Raw genomic sequence first — 24,363 nt, 5'->3', positions numbered from 1 at the left:
CCATGAGGCAATTAAAAATTACCAAGCAGGTAACCAACAGAGAAGACAAATCTTTAGACAAATATCTACAAGACATAAGCAAAATTCCTTTGATTACCGCAGATGAAGAGGTAGAATTAGCACAAAGAATAAAGAAAGGGGATCAGCAAGCTTTAGAAAAATTGACCACTGCTAACTTGAGATTTGTGGTTTCTGTTGCAAAGCAATACCAAAACCAAGGGTTAAAATTACCAGACTTAATTAATGAAGGAAATGCTGGTTTGGTTAAAGCGGCTAAAAGATTTGATGAAACCAGAGGATTTAAATTTATCTCATATGCAGTTTGGTGGATAAGACAAGCCATTCTTCAGGCATTAGCTGAGCAATCTAGAATTGTTAGATTACCACTTAATAAAATTGGTACTATCAATAAAATCAATAAGACATTTTCTCATTTAGAGCAAATTCATCAACGTCCACCAAACGCTGATGAAATTGCTAGAGAATTAGATATCAGTGTGAGAGAGGTAAAACAATCAATGAAAAATTCTGGCCGTCATTTATCTATGGATGCACCTCTAAAGCAAGGTGAAGACTTTAGTTTATATGATGTAGTTAGCGCCAGTGAATCACCAAACCCAGACAAATCATTGATGAAAGCATCCTTAAACATAGAGATTGAAAGAGCTCTCGATACGCTAACGCAAAAGGAAAGTGATATCATAAGATTAAATTTTGGTATTGGAGATCAACCTGCTATGACGCTAGAAGAGATTGGTGGAATTTATGATTTAACCAGAGAACGTGTAAGACAAATTAGAGAAAAGGGCATTAGAAGATTAAGACATGCTAGCAAGAGTAAGATTTTAAAGACCTATTTGGGATAATTAATTTTTTATTTTCAAATAGTTAGCATATATTTGCCGTCCATTTGAGAAACACAATAAAATATCATTAGATGATAAAGATTGAAATTAAAGAAGGAGAGAATATAGAAAGAGCGCTTAAGCGTTATAAGCGTAAACATAGAAACGTTCAAATTATGAACAATTTGAAGGAGTCTCGTTATTTTACTAAGCCATCAGTAAAAAGAAGAAGAGAGATCCAAAAAGCTCAGTATATTCAAGGTCTAAGAGATCAAGAGAACATATAATTATATTTTCATATAAATTGAAAGAGCAACTAATAAGTTGCTCTTTTTTTTGTCAAAATTTGCTCATACCAGAACATTTTTGACTTCTTAATCATAGCAATGTTGAAGCTATGTTCAATAAGTTTTATTAACTAAGGGCTTGTATTTTATTACAATCTAAATTTTTCCGTTTCATTTTCTGCTCTCAATTCTAATGGCTCAATTGGCCTGTCTTCATAAAAATGATCAAATGTTTTATCAGTTTTATAGTCGTCCGTTAGCACCTTATAAACCATTACTACTAAAAAAACCTGTCCTAATACTGTTAAATAGAACACCCAACCAAAAGGAAAATCCATTGCTGACATTACAGTTATGGTAATTAAAATAAGGGTTGTAATTGCTATATATAAAAAAGGAGAAGTTTTCATAAATATATATTTTGTTTAAAATTATCTAATATTTGTTAAACAAAATAAATTTTAACGGAAAACTAACACTAATGCTATGAGCATAAACAAGTCACATACTCAACTCCACCACTAGACCTTCATTAGCTCTAACATTAAAAACAGTATTGTCTTCAAAAATTAAATATTGTCCTTTGATACCAACTAATTTGCCTTCAAATTCAATGGATTTATTCAGATTTAAGCTCTTCGGTTTTTCAGGATATTGCCCAACTGGAAAATATAAATGTGTCTCGGAATTATTCTCAATAAAATAATCTTTAGCTTCGTCAGGAATAAATTTCTTAAGCTTATTTCGCCATTCAATTAAATCTTCATCTTTAACGTCATTTTTCAACATATTTCTCCAATTTGTTTTATCAGCAACATGATCTTTTAGAGCAACTTCCGTAATACCTGCGAGATACCTGTTAGGAACTTCAACAATTTCGACAGCCTCATGGGCACCTTGATCTATCCACCTAGTCGGGACCTGGCTTTTTCTAGTAACACCAACCTTAACATTGCTGGAGTTAGCCAAGTATACAATATGAGGTTGTAATTGTACTTTTTTCTCATATTCTAAATCGCGATCTTCTTTACCTAAATGAGCAGTACTTAATTCCGGACGCATTATCCAATCACCAGCAATTGGTTTATCAAAAAAACAGGTTCTGCAAAATCCTTGCCTGTAAATTGGCCTATCAAGACCACAACTTAAACATTGACTACCAATAAGTTTTATGGATACACTTTTATTCAATAATTGGTTCATATGAATGAAGTCATTCTCAAAGACCAGATAATATTGAATTGGTTCTAAAAACTCGGTTTGCATTTTAGTAAGAACACCTCTGTAAATCATAAAAGAAATTTATTATTTTTAGCATCTAAGCCTCAATGAAATTAGCATAAAGAACTTTGAAGAAAAAGATTTAATAATAATATTTTAATTAAAAATAATTATATCTCGCTTAGCGAGTAAAGATAACCAATCCATGCCAATTCCTATTGTAAATTCTATTGCTTCATGGTTTCTAAAAAAACGATTTCATCAGATTGATTTGTTTTTAAAATATCCTAATGAAGTACAAAATGAGCTACTTTTTAGCCTATTAAAATTTTCTAAGGATACAGAATATGGGAAAAAGTATGATTTTGCATCTATAAAGACCTACAAAGAATTCAGTGAACGTCTCCCAATAGTTAATTATGAAACCCTTCAACCCTTAATTGAACGTTCTAGACAAGGTGAACAAAATATATTTTGGCCAAGGCCTATAAAATGGTTCGCAAAATCCAGTGGAACAACCAATGCCAAAAGTAAATTTATACCAGTAAGTAATGAATCACTTGAGGATTGCCATTATGCCGCAAGTAAGGATTTGCTTTGTATGTATTTAAATAACAATGAAGATGCTCAATTGTTTACTGGTAAGAGTTTACGATTGGGTGGCAGCAAAGAATTGTATAAAGAAAATGGAACCGTATTTGGAGACCTGAGCGCAATTCTTATTGACAACATGCCTTTTTGGGCAGAATTTAGCAGCACTCCTAGCAGTAAAGTCTCTCTTATGAGTGAATGGGAAACTAAAATGGCTGCAATTGTAGAAGAAACAATAAATGAAAATGTAACCAGTCTTGCAGGTGTTCCGTCATGGATGCTAGTATTGTTAAACCATGTATTGGACAAGACTGGAAAGGATAGTTTATTTGATGTTTGGCCAAATCTAGAAGTTTATTTTCATGGTGGCGTAAGTTTCAATCCATATATAGAACAATATAGAGCTATACTACCGTCTAAGAAATTTAAATATTACGAAATCTACAATGCTTCTGAGGGTTTCTTTGCCATACAAGATCAAAACTATACTGGTGACTTATTATTAATGCTAGATTATGGAATATTTTACGAATTTATCCCAATGGACAGCTATGGCACTAGTGAACAAAAAGTCATTCCGCTCAGTGATGTAAAACTTAATACAAACTATGCGCTCCTTATTACTACTAATGCTGGTTTATGGCGTTATAGAATTGGCGACACAATAAGGTTTGTGAGTTTAAAACCACATAGAATAAAAGTATCTGGTAGAACTAAACATCATATTAATGCATTTGGTGAAGAATTAATAATAGAGAATGCAGAAGATGCTCTTAAAAAAGTCTGTAAACGGACCAATGCGGAAATTGTAGATTACACTGCCGCTCCAATATTTATGAAAGGAAAAGAAAAGGGCGCCCATGAATGGATTATAGAATTTAAGACACCTCCTGAAAATATGTCTTATTTTGAAGAATTATTTGATAATGCCTTAAAGGCACTAAATTCAGATTATGAAGCAAAGCGCTATAACAACATGACACTTAACAAACCAACAATACATTCTGCACGACAAAATTTATTTTATGATTGGCTAAAAGAAAACAACAAATTAGGCGGACAACATAAAGTACCTAGGCTCTCCAACACAAGGGATTATATTGATGAGCTTCTAAAGCTAAATTCTAAGGTGTAGCATTTATCTCTAAATTTCCTTTTATCGTTAAAATTTGTCTTGAGTTTTCGTACATCGATAATACCAACGATTTTGACCAATAATTAATTAAGAAAGGATTAATACTAAGTAAAGATTATATATTCGTACAGAAGATAAATAACAATGATTTTATCTCCTCAACAGAACAATATTGCATGCAATATTTTATTAATCAATCCTAACTAAATATAAAAACCACAAAATCTAATTTAGATCTTGTGGTTTCTGTTTTTTATAGCACTATGCGTCTTAAGAGACTGCCTTCAGTTTTTTCAATGTAGATTTAGAAAGCCTATCCTCAGCATATGCTTTGGTAACATTCAATTTTGTCTCACCAGATCCTGGTAAATCAAACATTGCCTCTGTTAATATTTCTTCACAAAGAGATCTAAGACCACGAGCACCAAGCTTATATTCAATCGCTTTTTCTACGATGTAATTTAGTGCGCCTTCAGTAATACTAAAATCTACTTCGTCCATCGCAAACAACTTCTTGTACTGTTTGATTATGGCGTTTTTAGGCTCTGTTAAAATAGCCCTCAGAGTATTAGCATCTAAGGGATCCATATGAGTCAAAACAGGCAGCCTTCCAATAATCTCAGGTATCAACCCAAAATCTTTAAGGTCTTTTGGTATTATATATTGAAGAATGTTATCATTATCAACAGTATCTGTATTGATTGAACTGTAACCAATAGCCTGCATATTTAGTCTTTTGGTAATAACACGTTCAATACCATCAAAGGCACCACCTGCAATAAACAAAATATGCTCAGTATTTACTTCAATAAATTTTTGATCTGGATGTTTACGACCACCTTTTGGCGGTACATTAACAACAGTTCCTTCTAATAATTTCAATAAGGCTTGTTGCACACCCTCACCAGAAACATCTCTAGTAATAGACGGGTTATCGCTCTTGCGTGCAATTTTATCGATTTCATCAATAAATACAATTCCACGTTGCGCTTTTTCAAGATTATAATCTGCAGATTGTAGTAACCTTGTTAATATACTCTCAACATCTTCACCCACATAACCAGCTTCAGTAAGAACTGTTGCATCAACTATAGCCAATGGCACATTTAACATTCTGGCAATGGTTTTTGCCATCAAAGTTTTACCAGTTCCTGTTTGACCAACCATTATGATGTTACTCTTTTGTATTTCTATTTCATCATCCGATGGTGGTTGCAACAATCGTTTATAATGATTGTATACTGCAACAGACATAACTCTTTTAGTATACTCCTGCCCAATAATGTATTCATCTAAGAATGCCTTTATCTCTTTGGGCTTTCTAAGCATTAATTCAGCACTTAACTCTGAATTACCGCTTTGCTTAGATTCTTCTATTACAATTCCATGGGCTTGCTCGATACACCTATCGCAAATATGTGCATCAAGACCTGCTATAAGCAAATTTGTCTCTGGCTTCTTCCTTCCGCAAAACGAACATTCTAATTCTTCTTTGGCCATAATATTAATTCTAGTTTGTAGATATAGTCGTAAACAACAAGTACTACTTGCGTTCTAAAACCTCATCAATCATTCCGTATTCTAGTGCTTCACTAGATTTCATCCAGTAATCTCTATCTGAGTCTTTCTCCACTTGCTCATATGGTTTACCCGAATGACTTGAAATAATGTTATAAAGTTCTTCTTTTACCTTTATGGTTTCTCTTACAGCAATTTCCATATCAGATACTTGTCCTTGGGTACCACTCATTGGTTGATGAATCATTACTCTTGAGTGCTTAAGGGCTGATCTCTTTCCTTTTTCTCCAGCACATAGTAATACTGCCGCCATCGAAGCTGCAATACCAGTACAAATAGTAGCAACGTCTGGTTTAATAAATTGCATGGTGTCATATATACCTAATCCGGCATATACACTACCACCTGGTGAATTGATATAAATTTGAACATCTTTTGAAGCATCCACACTTTGCAAGAATAACAACTGAGCCTGAATAATATTAGCTACCTGGTCATTTACACCAGTTCCTAAAAAGATAATACGATCCATCATTAACCTTGAGAAAACATCCATAGCAACAGCATTCATCTGACGCTCTTCTATAATGTTTGGAGTTAAATTTGTAGGATACATACTGGTTATTATACTATCGTAATATGTACTGCTTACACCTTGGTCTTTAATAGCGAATTTTTCAAATTCCTTACCGTAGTTCATATATTTTAAATTGTTTTTTGATTTTAAAAAAAAAGCGTAAAACTTTTCAGTTTTACGCCTTAAAGATACTAATATTTTTACAGACTGATTAACTGTAAAATTCTTTTACAAAATCATCATAAGTGATTTCTTTTGTTTTAAGATTTGCTTCTTTTTTATACAAGTCTAATAATTTCTGACTCATTAACTGTTCAGAAAGTCTCTTTACTTCATCTTGATTAGATAATATACGAGCTGCAATATCCTCTAATTCCTTTTCTGAAGGATTCATTTGACCAAACTGAGCCATTTGTCCTTTGATCATTTCTAGTGCATAGGCTTTTAAATCTTCAAATTGAACTTGTAAATCATACTCATTAATTAATTTACCTTCAATTAATTGATAACGCATACTCTTCTCAGACTTCTCATATTCCTCCTTAGCTTGCTCCTCAGTCATTGGCTCTTCTCCTGCAGTCTGCATCCATTTTTGCAAAAATGTTGCTGGTAAATCAAACTTTGTATTGTCTACCAAATACTCGGTAACATCGTTTAATAATTTTTGATCTCCTTGTTGTGAAAATTGCTTTTCAGAGTCTGTTTTTATCTTTTCTTTCAATTCAGTTACAGTAGTCACCACACCTTTTCCAAAAAGTTTATCAAACAACTCTTGGTCTAAATCTGCTAATTCTCTTGAGTTTATTTCGCTAACTTCAAAATCTACATCCACATTTAAATCATGAGCATCATCGTGAGAAACTTTTAAGAAAGTCATTAAATCGTGATCATCATTAAATAATCCTTTAGTCTTTAATTTAATCACGTCTCCAACTTTTGCACCAATAAATTTCTTAGGATTTGTTTTTCCTTTTAGCTTATCTAAAGTAATTGTAGCAACATTTTCAATACCATTTTCTTCGCTGGTAAATTTACCTGTTACCTCTGAATCCTTAGCTATCTCAGTTTCTGAAACTAATTTTCCATATTGTTTTCTGATGTGATCAACCTGATTGTCAATCATTTTATCATCTGCAACTATATTATAATGTGTTATTGCTTTTTTACCTTTTAACTTAACGTCAAATTCTGGCGCTAAACCAAGCTCAAACTCAAAAGAAAATGCATCAGAATCCCAATCTAAATTGTCTTGAGGTTTTGGTAATGGGTTTCCTAAAACGTCTAACTTTTCTTCTACTAGATACTTACCAATTGCATCTTGTAATAGTTTATTTACCTCATCAACAAGAACTGCTTTACCATATTGCTTTTTAACTAAACTCATTGGCACATGCCCTTTTCTAAATCCAGGAATGTTGGCAGATTTACGATAATCAGTTAATATTTTTTCAACTTTATCGCTGTAATCTTCTTTTGCGATATCTACTTTTACTACCGCATTAAGCTCGTCGATGTTCTCTCTTGTGATATTCATTATTATTGTAACTAAAATTGGGCTGCAAAAATACAATATTTTTTACAACCCAACAATACTTTAAGTCTTTGATTTATTGCGGTTTCTTCTTCTCCTTAAATATTGAATGTAGTATCGATTGAAGTATAGATAACAGGATGCTAAAAAGCAAAGCAGTCAAAAAACTTGAAACCCCAAAACCATCAACTAATTTGTCTGCCAAAAGTATTATCAACGCATTAATAACTAACAGAAACAAGCCCAATGTCATTAAAGTCACTGGTAAGGTTAAAATAATTAGTAGAGGTTTTACCAATATATTCAATACTGCTATGACTACGGCAACAATTAATGCTCCCAAATAACCATTTACAGTAACACCGTCTAAAACATGTGCGAGAATGAAAACTGCTAAAGCGTTTAATAAAAGTCTAATAATTACATTCATAATCTTTGATTTTTTATCAATTTACAAATTTTATAACAGCATCATAAAACTCAGTTGGGTTTTCTGCATGAAGCCAATGACCTGCTTTAGTTATTGTCACAATTTCTGAATTTGGAAAGTGGCTATTAATTATGGCCTCATCAGCCTCTCCAATATATTCAGATCTGTCCCCACGAAGAAATAAAGTTTCCTTCTCGAAAACAGCATGAGCTGGCAAAGCTTCTCCAACCTCTGATACATTTTCTTTTAAAACTTCAAGGTTTATTCTCAATCCTAGTTCACCTTTATACACCCAATATAGATTTTTCAGCAAAAATTGCCTAACTCCGATTTGTGGTACGTATTCCTCTAAAACCTGATCTGCTTCTAGTCTCGTTTTGACGAATGAAAAATCTAATTGGCTCAATCCTTCTAAAATGACATCATGATGCACAGGGTAATATCGTGGAGATATGTCTGCAACAATTAATTTTTTTACTAAATCTGGGTATTTTGAAGCAAATAACATGGCTGTTTTTCCACCCATTGAATGACCTAACAAAATAATTTCAGACATTCCTTTGCTCTGACAATAATGCATTAAGTCTTCCGCCAAAAGTTCATAGTCAAATTCATCTGAATGAAAACTACGACCATGATTTCTCTGATCCACTAAATGCACTTGGAAACTTGATTCTGAAAACTTTCTGGCCAAGGTTTTCCAATTATCACCCATACCTAAAAATCCGTGCAATATTATGAAGGGATTACCTTCACCAATAACATTAGAATGTAAAATCATTGTAGTCTGTGCAAATACATTTGAATTACATTTTCAACTCCGAGATAAAGACTTTCCGATACCAATGCATGCCCAATTGATACCTCAAGGAGTCCTGTAATATTTTCCTTAAAGAATTTTATATTTTCTAGTGATAAATCATGTCCAGCATTAATGCCTAATTGCAACGAATTTGCTAAACCAGCACATTCCATATAAGGTTTAATACCTTCTTTATTCCCGAATTTAAATTGATGTGCAAATGACTCTGTGTATAATTCTATTCTATCTGTACCTGTATCCTTTGCCCCTTGTATCTGGCACATATCTGGATCAACAAAAATGGAAGTTCTGATACCATTGTCTTTAAATTCTTTAATTACCTCTATTAAAAAATCTTTGTGTTTAATGGTGTCCCAACCAGCATTTGATGTTATTGCATCCTCAGCATCTGGCACTAAAGTCACTTGAGTTGGTTTTATGTCTAAAACCAGATCAATAAACTTGGGTATTGGATTACCTTCAATATTATATTCAGTGTGCACTACTGGTTTTAAATCGTATGCATCTTGATATCTAATATGTCTTTCATCAGGTCTCGGATGTATCGTAACCCCTTCTGCCCCAAATCTTTGAACATCCTTAGCAAACTGTACAACATTGGGCAGGTCACCTCCTCTACTGTTTCTTAGTGTGGCAATCTTATTAATATTAACACTTAACTTGGTCATTTAATCTCAATTTTTTGAAATACAAAAATACGAAGTACATGATGCTTTTTGTGGTTATTTTTGATTAATTTGCGCCTAATTAATAGTCCCATAATGCAATTACAGCAATACATAATAAATGATATTAAACCACTAAGTATCACAGATAAAATAAGTGATTTACAATTACTTTTTAATAATCTGACTTATTCGCATGTTCCAATTCACAAAGATGGAATTTATATGGGTTGCATTTCTGAAACAGACGCACATTGCTTTGATGGTGCAATTTCCATAAGCGATTGCAACTATGCAGTTGAGGGCTTCTACGTTAGAGACACCACAAATTGGCTTGATGTTTTAGAGGCTTTTGCACAAAACGACTCTAACATAATGCCTGTGTTAAGGATGGATAACACCTATATTGGTTATTATGAATTGAACGATATTATTCACTTATTTAATGAAACTCCATTTTTCTCTGAGCCAGGAGGAATAATAATTGTTGAAAAGGGTATTAATGACTATTCTTTCAGTGAAATAAGTCAAATTGTTGAATCTAATGATGCCAAATTATTAGGTGCATTTATCTCTAAAATGGATGGTGATTTAGTTAAAGTTACTATTAAAATTGCCAACGCAAGTCTAAACGAGGTTATTCAGACCTTTAGACGTTACAGTTATAATATAGTTTCGGGTCATGAAGATGACACTTATCTAAATAGTTTGAAAGAACGCTCACAATATCTTGATAAATATTTAAACATGTAATTGATATGAAAATTGCTGTTTATGGTCAAAATTATGCAAAGGAATCCAACCAAGAGGCCTTTAATATTCTTCTAAAAATACTTTTAGAACATAACATAGATGTTTTTGTCGAATCAGATTTTTTAAGCAAGCAAACTGATTCTATTCAAGATAATTCATCTGTAAAACAATTCAATACCCTAGATGATTCCTTTAATTTACTAATTAGTATTGGAGGAGACGGTACAATTCTAAGAGCAATAACTTTTGTAAGAGATTTAGGGATTCCGATTGTAGGTATAAATACTGGGCGTCTAGGATTTCTGGCAACAATACAGACAGATGAAATCTCAAATGCCTTGAATGAAATATTCAAAGGTGCCTATAAAATATCAGAGCGTTCATTGTTAAGTGTTACAACTAGCCCAAAGAATGAGGATATTGAAAACACGAACTTCGCACTAAACGAAATTGCCATAAGCAGGAAGAATACAACCTCAATGATTACTGTTGAAACTCACCTTAATGATGAATATTTAACCTCATATTGGGCGGATGGCCTTATCCTTTCCACACCTACAGGTTCAACAGGTTATTCATTAAGTTGTGGAGGACCTGTTATTACACCAGATGCTAACAACTTTGTATTAACGCCTATTGCACCGCATAACCTAAGTGCTAGGCCTCTAATAATACCAGATAACACATCCGTGAAGTTTAAAGTTGACGGTAGAGAGGACCAATTTCTCTTGTCACTAGATTCTCGGATCATTACCTTACCAAACAGCACTAAGGTGATTATTAAAAAAGCTGACTTTGTAATAAGAATGGTAGAATTGATTGATGAGTCATTTTTAGATACATTAAGAAAAAAATTACTCTGGGGAGAAGATCGGAGAAACTAAACAATAAATACCCATTTAATCTGTTTATCTCTAAGACAATTTAATTCAAATTGTTAAAGGCTCATCATAATTATTATATTTGCAAACTTTGAGAATTTTATGAGGTATTTTTTCCTAGTTATATTGAGTATTTTCATAAGCCAAAATATAGACGCTCAGATTTATGAAGTTGGTATTTTTGCTGGTGGAAGTAATTTTATTGGCGATGTTGGAGCTACCAATTACATTTCTCCAAATCAACCGGCATTAGGCGCTATTTTTAAATGGAATAGAAGCCCCAGACATTCCTTTAGAGCGTCAATTATTTTTAGTGAATTAGAAGGACTCGATAGTAAATCTAGTGATCCTAGGCGAGTAGAAAGAGACTATAGTTTTAGTAACGATATATTAGAAATTTCTGTGGGTATGGAGTTTACCTTTTGGGATTTTGATCTTCATCAAGTAGGCATACAAGGCACACCGTATCTATACACTGGTATAACTACAGCAAATCATGATAATTTCTATTTTGATGAAAACGGCATTATAACATCTGAAAACACTTCTAGTTGGGCCTATGGAATACCAATGGTTTTAGGCTATAAAACTAATATCTCAAATCATTTGGTCCTAGCAGCAGAAATTGGCACAAGATATACCTTTACTGACGAGATTGATGGAAGCGTTCCAGATGCAGAATTTAGAGAACGATTTAGTTTTGGAAATACTAATAGTAATGATTGGTATGTATTTACAGGATTTACACTAACTTACACCTTTGGAAGAAGACCTTGCTATTGTAATTTTTAAATGAGCTTAAAAGACCAAATAAACAAAGATAAACTACCTAACCATGTTGCCATAATAATGGACGGTAATGGACGCTGGGCAAAGCAAAAAGGGTTAGTGCGAGTCATTGGTCATGAAAACGGAACAAAATCTGTTAGGGAAACAGTAGAAGCTAGTGCTGAACTTGGCATAAAAAACCTCACTCTTTATGCGTTTTCAACTGAAAACTGGAATAGACCAAAAATAGAAGTGCAAACTCTAATGAAGTTATTGGTCAGGTCTTTAAAAAAAGAGATAAAAACTTTACAAGACAATAATATTAGACTTTCTGCTATTGGTTGCTTAAAAGATTTACCTAAAAAAGCATATTCTGAACTATTAGATGTTATAGAAAAAACCAAAAACAATACGAATATGACATTAACTTTAGCGTTAAGCTATGGTTCTCGTGAGGAAATTGTTAATGTTATTAAGGAATTATCAGTTAAAGTTAAAAATAATATAATTTCCTCTGAAAGTATTGATGAATCCATTATAAATAAGCATCTTTACACGCAAAATTTACCAGACGTTGACCTACTAATTAGAACAAGTGGAGAACAACGTATTAGTAATTTTTTGCTTTGGCAAATCGCCTATGCAGAATTATATTTTACAGATATTTTATGGCCAGATTTTAAAAAAGAAAATCTGTACGAGGCCCTCATAAATTATCAAAATAGAGAACGAAGATTTGGAAAAACAAGCGAACAACTTACCCCTTAATAGAGTACTAATCTCCTTTACAACGTTTATAACCATAGTATTGTTCTTTATTGCAACGATAACTGCTAATGCTCAGGTTGAAGGCGCTAAGTATTTAATAAAAGAAATTAATGTTACTGGAAACACTAATTTCAGTCCACAAACAATTATAGCTTATTCTAAACTTAGAAAAAATGAAGAAATTCAAATAGGTGGTGAGAAAATAGCAAATGCTGTAAAAACACTGTGGAAATCTAACCTATTTAGTAGTATAGATATATACGTAACTAACATTGATGGTAATACTGCAAATCTAGAGATAAACCTTATGGATTTGCCAGAACTATTGGACCTTACAATATCTGGGGTAAAAAAAGGTAAAAAAGATGAAATCATCCAAGAAAACAATCTTCAATCTGGAGTTAAGGTTACTGAAAATTTAATAGCTAATACGCGTAATTATCTTTCCAATAAATACCAAAAGAAAGGGTTTCTTAATGCTAAAATAAACATAATCACTTCCCAGGTAATAGATTCAGTTAAGAAGGAGCGCGTTGATATGCTTATTAAAATAGATAAAGGTGAAAAGGTTAAGATTAAGGATATCTCTTTTATCGGCAATGAAAAAATTAAAGGGAAAAAGCTTCGTAAAGCAATGAAAAACACGAAGCAAAAAAACCCAATTCGTATTCTTAAAAGATCTAAGTACATTGAGGAAGACTATAAAACTGACCTTGTAAGTGTTGTAGATTATTATAAAGCCAAAGGATATAGAGACGCAAGGGTAGTATCAGATTCTATTATTTACAACAATGACAATACTATCAGTTTAAATATTAATGTTGAGGAAGGTGAAAAATATACCTTTGGAAAAATAGATTTTGTAGGTAATACAGTTTATTCAGATAGCTATTTATCTAGTATCTTAAAAATTAAACCAGGAGACACTTATAATGGTGTTGAATTAAGAGAGCGTATAGCAGACCCAAATAATCCTGATGCCAATGATTTAACAAATGCATATCAAAACTTCGGATACATGTTTTCTACTATTAATCCAGTAGAAGTGAGTGCAGAAGGTAATGTTATTGATATGGAGATAAGAATATCAGAGGGTAAACCAGCCTATTTTAATAATGTAACGGTAGTTGGAAATGATGTAACTAACGACCATGTAATATATAGAGAAATTAGAACACGTCCAGGACAATTGTATAGTAAGGCAAATATTATTAGAACAATTAGAGAGCTTGGTCAATTAGGATTTTTTGATGCTCAGCAAATTGCACCTAATATCAAAAACCCAAACCCTGTTGATGGAACTCTCGATGTTGAGTATTCAGTTGTAGAGCAAGGTTCTAGCCAGATTCAATTACAAGGTGGTTACGGTGGTGGTGGCTTTATCGGAACACTCGGTTTGTCTTTTAACAACTTTGCAATAAAAGACATATTTAAAAAGGAAGCTTATAAGCCAGTCCCTAGAGGTGATGGTCAAAGTTTAGCATTAAGGCTTCAAGCTAGTCAGTTCTTTCAGACTTATAGTTTTTCTTTTAGTGAACCATGGTTAGGTGGTAAAAAACCATTCCAACTTTCAACTTCATTATCCTATTCTAGACAATTTTTATTTGACCCTCAAAGCAGAAGAGCAGATAAAAGTAGAAGTTTTAATATTACAGGTATAACATTTGGTGCATCTACCAGATTAAAGAGACCAGATGATTTCTTTTTACTTTCTCAAGCAATAAGTTATCAGCATTACGATCTTAATAATTATAACACAGGGCTATTTACGTTTGGAAACGGAACCTCTAATAATTTATCTTACACCATTGGTTTAAGTAGAAATAACCTTTATAACGATCCTATTTATCCAACTGGTGGTTCAAATTTTTCAATATCAGCAAAGGCTACTTTCCCATATTCCTTGGTTAATGGTGTTGATTATGAAGCTTTAGCTGATGAAAGGGATTCTCTAGACCCAACTGATCCGGATGACTTAGAGCGCATCGGTGAAATTGACCAAGAACGTTTTAATTGGTTAGAATTTTACAAAATAAAGTTTAAGGCAGATTGGTATACCGAATTAACTAAAAAGCTCGTTTTAAGACCGAGTGTTGAATTTGGTTTCTTAGGTGCATATAACAACGATAGAGGTGTTATACCTTTTGAAAGATTTTTCCTTGGTGGTGATGGTTTAGGAAACTTTGCTTTAGATGGAAGAGAAATAATTCAATTACGTGGTTATCCAAATCAATCGCTATCAACTCAAGATGGTGGATCAATATATAACAAGTTTTCATTAGAATTGAGGTACCCTATAACTTTGGGTGCACAAGCTAAAATTTATGCTTTAACCTTTTTAGAAGCTGGAGCATCTGTTAATAGCTTTAGAGATTTCAATCCGTTTGATCTCAATAGATCTGCAGGTGTTGGTTTAAGAATATTTATGCCAGCCTTTGGATTATTGGGTATAGATTTTGGTCATGGTTTCGATCCTCTACCAGGTCGAACTGTTAAAAATGGATGGGAAACTCACTTCATTATCGGACAACAATTTTAAGTTTGGCACGATATTTTCTAACAGCTATATAAGGATTTCATCATGGTGTTAAAATTTTTAGGAATATATTTCGTTAATTTGAAGTAAAGTAACACTGAAAACAAGGGAAACATTTGGTCACACCATTTAAGACTCTAAATAAAAATATACTCATGATGAAATTTAAAGTTCTTTTTTTACTGGCAATTACAGGGTTAATGAGCTTTAGTGCTATGGCACAACGTGGTGTTAGGATTGGTTATATAGATACTGAATACATTTTACAAAATGTTCCTGAATATCAAGAAGCTTCAACGCAATTAGACAAGAAAGTATTGCAATGGAAATCTGAAATTGAAAAACAGCTGAGCGTCATTGAGCAGAAGAAGAAAGAGCTTGAAAATGAAAGTGTTCTTTTAACCAAGGAGCTCTATGAAGAAAGGATGGAAGACATATCTTTTGAAGAAGCTGAAATTTTAGATTATCAACAAAAACGATTTGGTCCTAATGGAGATTTAATGATTCAAAAAAGACAATTAATTGCTCCAATTCAAGATCAGATTTTTTCAGCTGTGCAAGAGATAGCATCAACAAAGAAATATGATTTTGTTTTTGATAAATCTGCAGACGTTGTTATGCTTTATTCAGCTGAGCGATATGACATTAGTGAGCAAGTTCTAAGAACTATTACTAGAACATCTAAGAGATCTCAAGCGAAAAGCAAAAAAGAAAGAAAGGAATTAGAAGAGGAAGAAGTTGTACCAGTTGTAGACTCAGAAAAGGATGAACGACAAAAAGCCCTAGAAGAACGCAAAGCAACTCGTGAAGCTGAGTTAGCGGCTAAACGTGCTGAAAGAGAAAAAGCTCTAGAAGAAAGAAGAAAGCAACAACAAGAAGCTAGGGAAGCAAAAAAGCGTGAAGCAGAGGAAAGACGTAGAAAGGTTCTTGAGGCAAGAAATGCTCAGAATAATACAGGAGAAGAGACTGAAGCTAAAACAGAAGAAGCTAAGGAAGAAACCAAAACTGAAACTAAAGAAGGAGCAGTTGTAGGAGAGGTTGCAAAAGAAAAAAATACGGATAAAACAGAAACCAAAAAGCCTGAAGCTGAAGTAAAAAAAGACTCAAGTAAAACAAGTAAGCCTAAAACCCAAGCTGAAATTTTAGAAGAAAAGCGTCAGCAAAAATTAAAGGAAAGAGAAGCCAGAAAGAAAGCATTAGAAGATAGAAAAAAACAAATAATCGAAGAGCGTAAAAAAGCTCGCGAAGAACGAGAGAAACAACTAAAAAAGAGAGATTCTATAGCAAAAGCTAAGAAAGAGGAAGGAAATAATTAATTATAACACACAAATACAACTTAGAAAAAATGAAACATTTAAAAACTTTATTATTTGCAACAGCACTTTTTATAGGAGCTACTAGTTTTACAGCTGCACAAAGTAGTATTGCACATATTGATACACAAGAGCTAATAAAAGCCATGCCTGAGTATAAAGCTGCACAAGCGGAAATTGAAAAACTTGGGAAAACCTATCAACAAACAATAGAAGGCTCTATTAAAGAACTTGAGACTAAATTAAAGCAATACGATGCTGAAGCACCAAGCCAGACACAAGAAGAGAATCAAAAGCGTATGCAAGAAGTTGAGGAAATGAAGCAAAGCTTAGGTCAATACCAGCAACAAGCTCAACAAGATCTACAAAAAAAGGAATTTGATCTATTAAAGCCAATTACAGAAAAAGCGAAGAGTGCAATTGAAAAAGTTGCTGCTGCGCAAAATATTGAATATGTACTTGAAGCAGGAGGATTAATTGTTGCTAAGGGAAAAGATTTAATGGCAGACGTAAAGGCTGAATTAGGATTATAATTTATACTCAAATAAATATTATAAAAGTCGCTTATTTGATAAGCGACTTTTTATTTTTGTGATAATGAGTAACAAACCCATAGGAATATTCGATTCTGGCATTGGAGGAACTTCTATTTTTAAGGAGATACATAGCATACTACCTGCTGAACACTTTATTTATTTGGCAGACAGTAAACATGCTCCTTATGGTAATAAAACAAAGGATGAAATTGTTCAACTAAGTATCAAAAACACAGAATTACTGCTTGATGAAGGATGCAAAATTATTGTAGTTGCATGCAACACTGCTACAACAAATGCCATATCCTATTTAAGAGAAAAATATGATGTGCCTTTTATAGGAATTGAACCAGCAATTAAACCAGCAGCCTTAAAGACTAAGACTAAAGTAGTCGGTATCCTGGCTACAAGAGGTACTTTGAGTAGTCAATTATTTCATAAGACCACGGACTTATATGCTAGTGGGATAAAAGTCATTGAACAAGTTGGTGAAGGCATTGTTCCTTTAATTGAAACAGGTCAATTAGATTCAAAAAAGATGCAGGCTTTATTAAAAAGCTATATTGACCCAATGATCGAAGCAGATATAGACTATTTGGTTTTAGGTTGCACACATTATCCATATTTAATTCCAATTTTGAAAAAGATGTTGCCAAAAAAAGTAACTATTATAGATTCTGGACTAGCAGTTGCCAAACAAACTCAAGCCATACTAAAAGCGAATGACTTATTAAACTCCAATAATACTAAGCCTATAATAAAATTGTATTCTAATGGAGACATTGAAGTACTAAACTCAATTCTAGAAAATAGGTTTGATACTTCGTTTTTAGAATTTTAGTAAGGAAAGTGTTTAGTCATACACTAATTAATATATAATGAAGTTCATTTTTATATATAATGCCAACTCAGGGAAGTTAAATGCCTTATTGGACGGAGTACATAAACTATTAAGTCCAAAAACTTATCCTTGTAGTTTATGCGCCCTAACTTACGATGCCTTTTCTGAAAAAAAGACATGGAAAAATTTTAGAGAAAAAAGTAACACTGATTTGATCTTTTACCATAAAGATGAATTTGAAGCGATCTTTCCAAATGTTAAAGTTGAATATCCATCTGTATTAAAACTTATGGATAACCAGTTGACTACTATATTAAATAATGAAAAGCTTAATTCCATCCAAAGTGTTGAGGAATTAATTGAAATTCTCAAGAATCGGTTTTAAACCAACTTGAATACTTCACATAGTTATTCGCAATTCTGTCAATTTCACCAGAAATTAACTCAGCACTTATATCTTTAACCTTTTTAGCAGGTACTCCTGCATAGATACTTCCAGACTCAACAATTGTATTCTGGGTAACGACTGCACCTGCGGCAATTATACAATTACTTTCTACTATACAATCATCCATTATAATACTGCCCATACCCACAAGTACATTATCATATATGGTACAACCATGCACAATTGCATTATGCCCTATGGAAACATTATTACCAATCGTCGTTGGAGATTTCTGGTATGTAGCATGTATTATAGCGCCATCCTGTACATTAACTTTATTGCCCATTTTTATAAAATGTACATCTCCTCTAATTACAGCATTAAACCATACACTGCATTTTTTCCCCATTATGACTTCTCCTACAATTGTTGCATTCTCTGCGACGAAACAATCTTCTGGTATTTGAGGATGTATTCCTCTAACTTGTTTTATAATTGGCATAATTATTTAAAATAAGATAACAATTCAGATTTTCTAGAAGCCGATACCATAACCTCTTTTCCATTACTTAACACTACACTTCCTCCTTTTCCTTTCACGTATTTTACAATTTCATTGACATTGACCAAATAACTTTTATGAACTCTTGCAAAATTACCATCCTTTAGACTTTCTTCAATATATTTTAGTGTTTTACTCACTAATTTCTTTTTATTGTTGTTTAAATATATTTCCGTGTAATTGTCATCTGCCTTGCAATACATTATGTCCGAAGTATCTATTATTTCAAAACCATCTTGTTGAGGTAATGTAATCTTACCACTTACAACTTTAGTTTTAGGCGTTAAAACCTGATCCTGTAGTGCATCTTCCTTAGTTTTTATTTCAGTTACATAATCTACAGCTTTTATTAACTCGTCAATGGAAATTGGTTTCATCAAATAATATGATGCATGAGCATTTAAAGCGTCAATTGCATAGTGATTATATGCGGTTACAAATATGGTTTCGAAATTGATATCACCCACTTTATCCAATAAATCAAAGGCATTGCCATACGGCATTTCAACATCGAGAAAAACAACATCTAAATCGTTATTTCTTATCTCAATTAATGCTTCATCTACATTAGAAGCTTCACCTAATATTGAAACATTTGGGCAATATTTAGTGAGATAATTTCTTAGAATCTCTCTGCTTTTTGCCTCATCTTCTACAATTATTGCTTTAAGTTTCATATTAATCCTTTTTAAGTGTTACAACAACTTTTGTACCTGTATCCCTTTCATCTTGATAATCATCAATATAAACATCAACTTTGTCTTTATACATTTCATTAAGTATGGCAACGCGCTTTTTGATATTGTTCATACCCTTTGAATTTTGTTTCTTTTGGTGTGCAGTTTTTAACGCTTTAGAACGCTCTCTACCAATACCATCATCAGTAATTGTGATTGTTATCTCTTCTTTGGATCTAGATTGAATGTCTATATTCAATTTCCCTTTATTTTCCTTGTATCTCAACCCGTGCCATACAGCATTTTCTATATATGGTTGAAGTAGCATAGGAGGAATAAGAAAGTCTTCGATGTTTATGGATTCATCTACATTAATAGAGTAATCAAATTTATCCTGAAACCTAAAGTGCTCTAATTTGGTATATAATTCTAATAGCTCAATCTCCTTTGCCAAAGGAATAAAATCCTCTTCACTATTTTCTAAGACGGCTCGCATCAAAAATGAAAAATCAGACAAGTACTTATTTGCAGTGCGCTCATCGTTTGTAGCAATGAAACTATTAACAGAGTTTAAGGCATTGAAAATGAAATGTGGATTCATTTGACTACGCAATGTTTTTAAAGCCAATAGATTGTTTGCAAGCTTTTGTTGTTTTATATACTTAAACATAAAATAACCCGTAACCAAAAGAAGTATCAAGCCTCCAATTAGTGAGTGTATAATAAGTTGCTGGCGTTTATTTCTTTCCTCGGTTAGTTCATATTTGCTTTCAGATAAAGCCCTATCACTTTCAAGCGAGGTAATTCTGTTTTGTTTATCTAAAATATTTCTTCTAAAACTTGACACTTGAGAAATCTCCATTTCCTTCTGTGCGTAAAGCTCATCATAAAGCTCATCAACTACATTTTTATATGTATCCAAGTATTCTAGACCTTTTTCGGTATTACCTGCTTTAATATTTACCTCTGATAGTTTGCGCGCTGCATCCTTCTTTACAACAAGATCCTCCTTCTTCTCGGCCTCTTCAAAGCTCTTTTCTAAATAAGGTATGGCATTCTCTAAATCATTATTAAGATAATATGCATTCCCTATTTTATAATTCTGTTTCTGTAATGTTATAGCACTTTCATTTGAGATTAAAGAATCTTTTTCTATATCTATTATGCCTTCAATTGCTTTTTTTCTTAGTTGTATTTCACTTTCATAATCTTCCATATCACCACTAAATTCAGCAACTTTTACTTGTTCCTCTACTGCCCTCGTTTTATTTTCCTTTTGTGCTAAGTTTAATGAGTTATTAAAATAGGTTTTGGCCTTTGTTAACTCCCCTCTATCATTATAAACTTGGGCTAACTTTGAGTTTAAATCCGTGATTTTTGGAGAAATCAGATGGTCTTTAGCAATTGTCAACCCTTTTTCATAAGAATCTATTGCGCTGGTATAATCATTTATTTTTTGATATGCATCTCCTAAACCCTCAAAGCGTTCGGTGTTTTCGTAATTGGATAGGTTCCTCTCATTTAACTCTTGAAAAGCCCTTATACTTTGTTGATATTCTTGATTCCCAAAAAATGCCTTTGCTAATTTTAATTTAGTAGAAGATGATTCAGTGTTTTGAATACTAATTTTGTAAGCTGAAATTGCTAAATCATATTGTTTCCAATACATGTACACATCGCCTAACAGTTCATGGGCCTCTGCACTTTGGCCAGAACTTACATCTCTATCTAAAGCATCTCCAATAAATTGTATACTTCTTTCGGCATCCTGCTTTAAATAAACATCCGCAGAGTCAATTAACCTATTAAACCGCATACCTAATGACTCTTTACCTAGTTTTTTGCGATATGGACTACTATCTTCAGAAACCTCAATAGAAATTCTTTCTCCGCTTGTAATGGTATAAAAAATAGTTTCAAAATCTTTATGCTGTACCGTAAGTTGATCGCCTATTCTAGCCTCAACTGTAAATTTTCCGTCTTTATTTGTAGTTGTGTAAGCGCCATTGTTCACAGAAATTGCAACACCATCTATTGGCACACGCGTGTCTTGCATATATACCGAACCCCTAATATCAAAAATCATTTCTTCCTTTTTTGAATCTGCCTCAGTCTTAACCTGACTTTGTGCGCTAAATCCAAGTAGAAAAATGATTAAATAAATATATATATGCGTTGTATTCAAAATATTTAATACGTGTTAATGGATTAAACTTACATACTTTATTCCACTTGAAAAAATGCTCAACCTTCTATCTCAATTATTTAATTACCCGAATCTTCTACTTAACAAAAAAACCTAATTGCATCACTCACTCAAAAGACTTATTCACTCATTCTGGTTTTTTATTCATTCTTTTTAATATGAGCTTTACACAGTAATCAAAAAACGAATCAATATGAAAACAATAATTAAAAACATGGTCCTTTCATTGACCATTATAGTTGTAAGCGCTTGCAATGCTAATAATAAAAAACACAAACAAGAAATTGCAATTAAAGGAACGGTTCTAGAAACTAATATGATTTCAGAGACACCTGAAATTAAAGTCGCTTTACTTCTAGATACTAGTAATAGTATGGACGGACTTATTGACCAGGCAAAGGCCCAATTATGGCAAATTGTAAATGAACTATCATATGCAAAGTGCAAAGAACAAAATCCAAATCTTAAGATTGCTGTTTATGAATACGGTAATGATAATCTCAATGCAGATGAAGGCTATTTAAGACAAGTAATTGGTTTTAGCGATGATTTAGACGAAATTTCTAAAAGCTTATTCTCATTAACCACAAATGGTGGCAATGAATTTTGCGGTAAAGTAATTGAAACAGCGCTTAAACAACTTAATTGGGGTAATCAAAAAGATGACTTAAAGTTTATCTTTATTGCAGGTAATGAACCTTACACTCAAGGAGATGTGAGTTATAAAGTTGCCTCTAAATTGGCTCATCAAAAAGATGTCACCGTTAATACTATTTTTTGCGGAGATTACAACCAAGGAATTTCCACATCTTGGAAAGATGGTGCTGATTTAACACATGGAAATTATATGGCTATAAATCATAATCAAGCAACAAAACATATAGCTACTCCTTATGATGATGAAATTCTTTTACTGAATAAAAAGTTAAATAAAACCTATGTTGCCTATGGAACTCAAGGCATTGCCAAAATGGAACTCCAAGCAGAACAAGATTCTAATGCAAGAAGTTACAATAAGGCCAATGCTGTTAGCAGAACAGTTAGTAAAAGTTCTAGGCTTTATAAAAATAGTTCTTGGGATTTAGTTGATGCAGAACTTGAAGAAAATTTTAAGTATGAAGATTTAAAAGACGAACAACTTCCTAAAGAATTGAAAGGCAAATCAAATTCTGAAATAAAAACTTATATTCAACTTAAACGAAAAGAAAGAGAGAAACTCCAAAAATCAATTGCATCATTAAATATTAAACGACGTGATTATATTTCAAACGAATCCACCGAATCAAAAAATGGATTAGAAAACGCAATGATTAAAGCAATTAAAATACAGGGTAAGACTAAGAATTATAGTTGGTAATAAACAAAGGCTCAATAAAATTGAGCCTTTCTTTTTATATATTAATTTACTGCTGGACAGTTACACTCGTATTTCTCTCGTCTACAATTAAAATTATACCCTAAAGTAATCTGATGAAATCCGCCTGTATTAAAATTAACTGTATTTGCTTGATAAGAATAGGTATATGCAAAAACGAATTGATTATAATCAACTCCGATGAATGGCGTGAAATATTGTAACTTTTGACTACTAATTCCAGAACCGTCAACAAATTCAGCTCCATCTAAACTACGTCTATATGATAATCCTCCCCAAACTTTACCAAAATCCATTTCTCTATAAACCTTAGCGTTTATATCTATAGTCGTTTCCTCAGTAGCATCTCTATGCATTAACATTACAGATGGCTCATAACTCCAATCACTACCATATTTACTAAAAACATATCCTGTGGAAAATAAATAGGTTCTTAAATTATCAAATTCAAATCCCTGTTCATTGAAGTTTATCCCTTCATTTTTAAGAATATTCTTCGCAGTGAAATGTGCATAAAAATCTAGAAATTGATATGAAAACCCAAAGTCAATATTGAAGTTTGTTGCACTTTGTTCAATTCCTGCGATTAATTGATCAAATTCTCCTGGTGCTAAAAAATCTGTTTCATCCAACTTATACTGTAAAAATCCAGCACTTAATCCAAATGAAAGCATATTTAAATCTATCTCATTTCTTGAAAACATTAAGTGATAAGCAAATGTAGCATAACCACCTACTGTAGAATGATACCCATTTGAATCATTAAAAAAGACACCTCCAATTCCAACAGGTGAGTCTCCGACTCTCCCATTCGCACTTATTGTTTGTAAGCTAGGAGCATCGTCAATACCAAACCATTGTTGTCTTGCAGTCATTCTAATCTTTGCACAATTAGCCACACCAGCCATTGACGGATGAATTAAATAATAATTATCAGTCAAATAATCTGAATAAATAGGCACACCCTCTTGAGCAAAACTAAAATTAACTATTAAGGCTATAAATGTTATTAAACTATACTTTTTCAAATTCATTTCTTTATTAACGTTTCAAGGTAAAATGGGCCTTCAGTTCCTTTCTCTGGTTGGTTATCGGCTCGTCGTACTCCACGGTGAACCAGTAATCGCTGCTCGGCA

General features: G+C 32.7%; 25 protein-coding genes. 13 read left to right on the top strand and 12 right to left on the bottom strand.

The annotated features are described in order from the left end of the window. Positions 1-2: 2 nt before the first annotated feature. On the top strand, positions 3-866 hold the full coding sequence (locus tag LBV24_RS12765; RefSeq protein ID WP_224479049.1) for a sigma-70 family RNA polymerase sigma factor: 864 nt from the start codon (positions 3-5) through the stop codon (positions 864-866). A gap of 71 nt (positions 867-937) precedes the next feature. Further along, positions 938-1,132 (top strand): 30S ribosomal protein S21, encoded by a 195-nt coding sequence (gene rpsU, locus LBV24_RS12760; RefSeq protein ID WP_224479048.1) that lies wholly within the window; start codon positions 938-940, stop codon positions 1,130-1,132. Positions 1,133-1,281: 149 nt separating this feature from the next. On the opposite strand, the gene LBV24_RS12755 is transcribed toward rpsU, so the two are convergent. Together LBV24_RS12755 and LBV24_RS12750 are read right to left on the bottom strand one after the other, a co-directional pair. Further along, positions 1,282-1,542 carry a hypothetical protein gene (locus LBV24_RS12755; protein WP_224479047.1) on the bottom strand — a complete coding sequence of 87 codons (261 nt, stop codon included), beginning with the start codon at positions 1,540-1,542 and terminating at the stop codon, positions 1,282-1,284. A 91-nt stretch (positions 1,543-1,633) separates the two neighbouring features. After that, positions 1,634-2,425 (bottom strand): DUF2797 domain-containing protein, encoded by a 792-nt coding sequence (locus tag LBV24_RS12750; protein ID WP_224479046.1) that lies wholly within the window; start codon positions 2,423-2,425, stop codon positions 1,634-1,636. A 133-nt stretch (positions 2,426-2,558) separates the two neighbouring features. On the opposite strand from LBV24_RS12750, the gene LBV24_RS12745 reads away from it, so the two are divergent. After that, complete coding sequence (locus LBV24_RS12745) at positions 2,559-4,079, top strand: GH3 auxin-responsive promoter family protein (RefSeq protein ID WP_224479045.1); 1,521 nt, start codon at positions 2,559-2,561, stop codon at positions 4,077-4,079. 270 nt (positions 4,080-4,349) lie between these two features. Here LBV24_RS12745 and clpX read toward each other — a convergent pair whose 3' ends face one another. The 6 genes from clpX to LBV24_RS12715 form a co-directional block, all read right to left on the bottom strand. Beyond that, positions 4,350-5,579 (bottom strand): ATP-dependent Clp protease ATP-binding subunit ClpX, encoded by a 1,230-nt coding sequence (clpX, locus tag LBV24_RS12740; protein ID WP_224479044.1) that lies wholly within the window; start codon positions 5,577-5,579, stop codon positions 4,350-4,352. A gap of 43 nt (positions 5,580-5,622) precedes the next feature. Beyond that, positions 5,623-6,297, bottom strand: a complete 675-nt coding sequence (gene clpP, locus LBV24_RS12735) for an ATP-dependent Clp endopeptidase proteolytic subunit ClpP (protein WP_224479043.1) — start codon at positions 6,295-6,297, stop codon at positions 5,623-5,625. An 88-nt stretch (positions 6,298-6,385) separates the two neighbouring features. Beyond that, positions 6,386-7,708 (bottom strand): trigger factor, encoded by a 1,323-nt coding sequence (gene tig, locus LBV24_RS12730; RefSeq protein ID WP_224479042.1) that lies wholly within the window; start codon positions 7,706-7,708, stop codon positions 6,386-6,388. 73 nt (positions 7,709-7,781) lie between these two features. Then, on the bottom strand, positions 7,782-8,135 hold the full coding sequence (locus LBV24_RS12725) for a phage holin family protein (RefSeq protein WP_224479041.1): 354 nt from the start codon (positions 8,133-8,135) through the stop codon (positions 7,782-7,784). A 16-nt stretch (positions 8,136-8,151) separates the two neighbouring features. Beyond that, on the bottom strand, positions 8,152-8,916 hold the full coding sequence (locus tag LBV24_RS12720) for an alpha/beta fold hydrolase (RefSeq protein ID WP_224479040.1): 765 nt from the start codon (positions 8,914-8,916) through the stop codon (positions 8,152-8,154). Next, entirely contained in the window at positions 8,913-9,626 is a 714-nt protein-coding gene (locus tag LBV24_RS12715) for a pyridoxine 5'-phosphate synthase (RefSeq protein ID WP_224479039.1), read from the bottom strand. The genes LBV24_RS12720 and LBV24_RS12715 overlap by 4 nt, the downstream gene beginning before the upstream one ends. Positions 9,627-9,719: 93 nt before the next feature. Here LBV24_RS12715 and LBV24_RS12710 point away from each other — a divergent pair, with 93 nt between their 5' ends. From LBV24_RS12710 to LBV24_RS12670, 9 genes are all read left to right on the top strand, one after another. After that, positions 9,720-10,376: a CBS domain-containing protein gene (locus LBV24_RS12710; RefSeq protein ID WP_224479038.1), complete on the top strand. Its 657-nt coding sequence runs from the start codon at positions 9,720-9,722 to the stop codon at positions 10,374-10,376. Positions 10,377-10,381: 5 nt separating this feature from the next. Beyond that, positions 10,382-11,260, top strand: coding sequence for an NAD kinase (locus LBV24_RS12705; protein WP_224479037.1), 879 nt, complete (start codon positions 10,382-10,384; stop codon positions 11,258-11,260). Positions 11,261-11,359: 99 nt separating this feature from the next. Then, entirely contained in the window at positions 11,360-12,049 is a 690-nt protein-coding gene (gene porG, locus LBV24_RS12700; protein ID WP_224479036.1) for a type IX secretion system protein PorG, read from the top strand. After that, positions 12,050-12,793 carry an isoprenyl transferase gene (locus tag LBV24_RS12695; RefSeq protein ID WP_224479035.1) on the top strand — a complete coding sequence of 248 codons (744 nt, stop codon included), beginning with the start codon at positions 12,050-12,052 and terminating at the stop codon, positions 12,791-12,793. Then, a complete protein-coding gene (locus LBV24_RS12690; protein ID WP_224479034.1) occupies positions 12,762-15,332 on the top strand; it encodes a BamA/OMP85 family outer membrane protein in 2,571 nt (856 codons plus the stop codon). The genes LBV24_RS12695 and LBV24_RS12690 overlap by 32 nt, the downstream gene beginning before the upstream one ends. Positions 15,333-15,484: 152 nt before the next feature. Continuing rightward, on the top strand, positions 15,485-16,645 hold the full coding sequence (locus LBV24_RS12685) for an OmpH family outer membrane protein (protein ID WP_317196183.1): 1,161 nt from the start codon (positions 15,485-15,487) through the stop codon (positions 16,643-16,645). A 29-nt stretch (positions 16,646-16,674) separates the two neighbouring features. Further along, positions 16,675-17,175 carry an OmpH family outer membrane protein gene (locus LBV24_RS12680; RefSeq protein ID WP_224479033.1) on the top strand — a complete coding sequence of 167 codons (501 nt, stop codon included), beginning with the start codon at positions 16,675-16,677 and terminating at the stop codon, positions 17,173-17,175. 64 nt (positions 17,176-17,239) lie between these two features. Further along, entirely contained in the window at positions 17,240-18,019 is a 780-nt protein-coding gene (murI, locus tag LBV24_RS12675; RefSeq protein ID WP_224479032.1) for a glutamate racemase, read from the top strand. A gap of 37 nt (positions 18,020-18,056) precedes the next feature. Next, positions 18,057-18,404, top strand: coding sequence for a GTPase (locus LBV24_RS12670; RefSeq protein ID WP_224479031.1), 348 nt, complete (start codon positions 18,057-18,059; stop codon positions 18,402-18,404). On the opposite strand, the gene LBV24_RS12665 is transcribed toward LBV24_RS12670, so the two are convergent. From LBV24_RS12665 to LBV24_RS12655, 3 genes are read right to left on the bottom strand one after another with little or no spacing between them, the layout of a single operon-like run. Further along, positions 18,388-18,909 (bottom strand): gamma carbonic anhydrase family protein, encoded by a 522-nt coding sequence (locus LBV24_RS12665; protein WP_224479030.1) that lies wholly within the window; start codon positions 18,907-18,909, stop codon positions 18,388-18,390. The genes LBV24_RS12670 and LBV24_RS12665 overlap by 17 nt on opposite strands. A 2-nt stretch (positions 18,910-18,911) precedes the next feature. Next, entirely contained in the window at positions 18,912-19,646 is a 735-nt protein-coding gene (locus tag LBV24_RS12660; protein WP_224479029.1) for a LytR/AlgR family response regulator transcription factor, read from the bottom strand. A 1-nt stretch (position 19,647) separates the two neighbouring features. Beyond that, entirely contained in the window at positions 19,648-21,831 is a 2,184-nt protein-coding gene (locus LBV24_RS12655) for a tetratricopeptide repeat-containing sensor histidine kinase (RefSeq protein ID WP_224479028.1), read from the bottom strand. 214 nt (positions 21,832-22,045) lie between these two features. Here LBV24_RS12655 and LBV24_RS12650 point away from each other — a divergent pair, with 214 nt between their 5' ends. Then, positions 22,046-23,209 (top strand): VWA domain-containing protein, encoded by a 1,164-nt coding sequence (locus LBV24_RS12650; protein ID WP_224479027.1) that lies wholly within the window; start codon positions 22,046-22,048, stop codon positions 23,207-23,209. 41 nt (positions 23,210-23,250) lie between these two features. Here LBV24_RS12650 and LBV24_RS12645 read toward each other — a convergent pair whose 3' ends face one another. Continuing rightward, positions 23,251-24,261, bottom strand: coding sequence for a PorP/SprF family type IX secretion system membrane protein (locus LBV24_RS12645; protein ID WP_224479026.1), 1,011 nt, complete (start codon positions 24,259-24,261; stop codon positions 23,251-23,253). Positions 24,262-24,363: the final 102 nt, after the last annotated feature.

The organism is Winogradskyella vincentii (genome assembly GCF_020166345.1).
GTDB classification, from domain to species: domain Bacteria; phylum Bacteroidota; class Bacteroidia; order Flavobacteriales; family Flavobacteriaceae; genus Winogradskyella; species Winogradskyella vincentii.
The sequence above is the reverse complement of the archived record's forward strand: the minus strand, read 5'-3'. Positions and strand labels throughout refer to the sequence as shown.

Excerpts from the sequence above, each read along its gene's own strand:
- LBV24_RS12665 (WP_224479030.1), bottom strand. The coding sequence starts at position 18,909 with ATGCCAATTATAAAACAAGTTAGAGGAATACATCCTCAAATACCAGAA.
- LBV24_RS12720 (WP_224479040.1), bottom strand. The coding sequence starts at position 8,916 with ATGATTTTACATTCTAATGTTATTGGTGAAGGTAATCCCTTCATAATA.
- LBV24_RS12685 (WP_317196183.1), top strand. The coding sequence starts at position 15,485 with ATGATGAAATTTAAAGTTCTTTTTTTACTGGCAATTACAGGGTTAATG.
- LBV24_RS12715 (WP_224479039.1), bottom strand. The coding sequence starts at position 9,626 with ATGACCAAGTTAAGTGTTAATATTAATAAGATTGCCACACTAAGAAAC.
- murI (WP_224479032.1), top strand. The coding sequence starts at position 17,240 with ATGAGTAACAAACCCATAGGAATATTCGATTCTGGCATTGGAGGAACT.
- LBV24_RS12745 (WP_224479045.1), top strand. The coding sequence starts at position 2,559 with ATGCCAATTCCTATTGTAAATTCTATTGCTTCATGGTTTCTAAAAAAA.
- porG (WP_224479036.1), top strand. The coding sequence starts at position 11,360 with ATGAGGTATTTTTTCCTAGTTATATTGAGTATTTTCATAAGCCAAAAT.
- LBV24_RS12755 (WP_224479047.1), bottom strand. The coding sequence starts at position 1,542 with ATGAAAACTTCTCCTTTTTTATATATAGCAATTACAACCCTTATTTTA.
- clpX (WP_224479044.1), bottom strand. The coding sequence starts at position 5,579 with ATGGCCAAAGAAGAATTAGAATGTTCGTTTTGCGGAAGGAAGAAGCCA.
- clpP (WP_224479043.1), bottom strand. The coding sequence starts at position 6,297 with ATGAACTACGGTAAGGAATTTGAAAAATTCGCTATTAAAGACCAAGGT.
- LBV24_RS12710 (WP_224479038.1), top strand. The coding sequence starts at position 9,720 with ATGCAATTACAGCAATACATAATAAATGATATTAAACCACTAAGTATC.
- LBV24_RS12645 (WP_224479026.1), bottom strand. The coding sequence starts at position 24,261 with ATGAATTTGAAAAAGTATAGTTTAATAACATTTATAGCCTTAATAGTT.
- LBV24_RS12650 (WP_224479027.1), top strand. The coding sequence starts at position 22,046 with ATGAAAACAATAATTAAAAACATGGTCCTTTCATTGACCATTATAGTT.
- LBV24_RS12725 (WP_224479041.1), bottom strand. The coding sequence starts at position 8,135 with ATGAATGTAATTATTAGACTTTTATTAAACGCTTTAGCAGTTTTCATT.
- LBV24_RS12680 (WP_224479033.1), top strand. The coding sequence starts at position 16,675 with ATGAAACATTTAAAAACTTTATTATTTGCAACAGCACTTTTTATAGGA.
- LBV24_RS12765 (WP_224479049.1), top strand. The coding sequence starts at position 3 with ATGAGGCAATTAAAAATTACCAAGCAGGTAACCAACAGAGAAGACAAA.
- rpsU (WP_224479048.1), top strand. The coding sequence starts at position 938 with ATGATAAAGATTGAAATTAAAGAAGGAGAGAATATAGAAAGAGCGCTT.
- LBV24_RS12750 (WP_224479046.1), bottom strand. The coding sequence starts at position 2,425 with ATGATTTACAGAGGTGTTCTTACTAAAATGCAAACCGAGTTTTTAGAA.
- LBV24_RS12660 (WP_224479029.1), bottom strand. The coding sequence starts at position 19,646 with ATGAAACTTAAAGCAATAATTGTAGAAGATGAGGCAAAAAGCAGAGAG.
- LBV24_RS12670 (WP_224479031.1), top strand. The coding sequence starts at position 18,057 with ATGAAGTTCATTTTTATATATAATGCCAACTCAGGGAAGTTAAATGCC.
- tig (WP_224479042.1), bottom strand. The coding sequence starts at position 7,708 with ATGAATATCACAAGAGAGAACATCGACGAGCTTAATGCGGTAGTAAAA.
- LBV24_RS12695 (WP_224479035.1), top strand. The coding sequence starts at position 12,050 with ATGAGCTTAAAAGACCAAATAAACAAAGATAAACTACCTAACCATGTT.
- LBV24_RS12705 (WP_224479037.1), top strand. The coding sequence starts at position 10,382 with ATGAAAATTGCTGTTTATGGTCAAAATTATGCAAAGGAATCCAACCAA.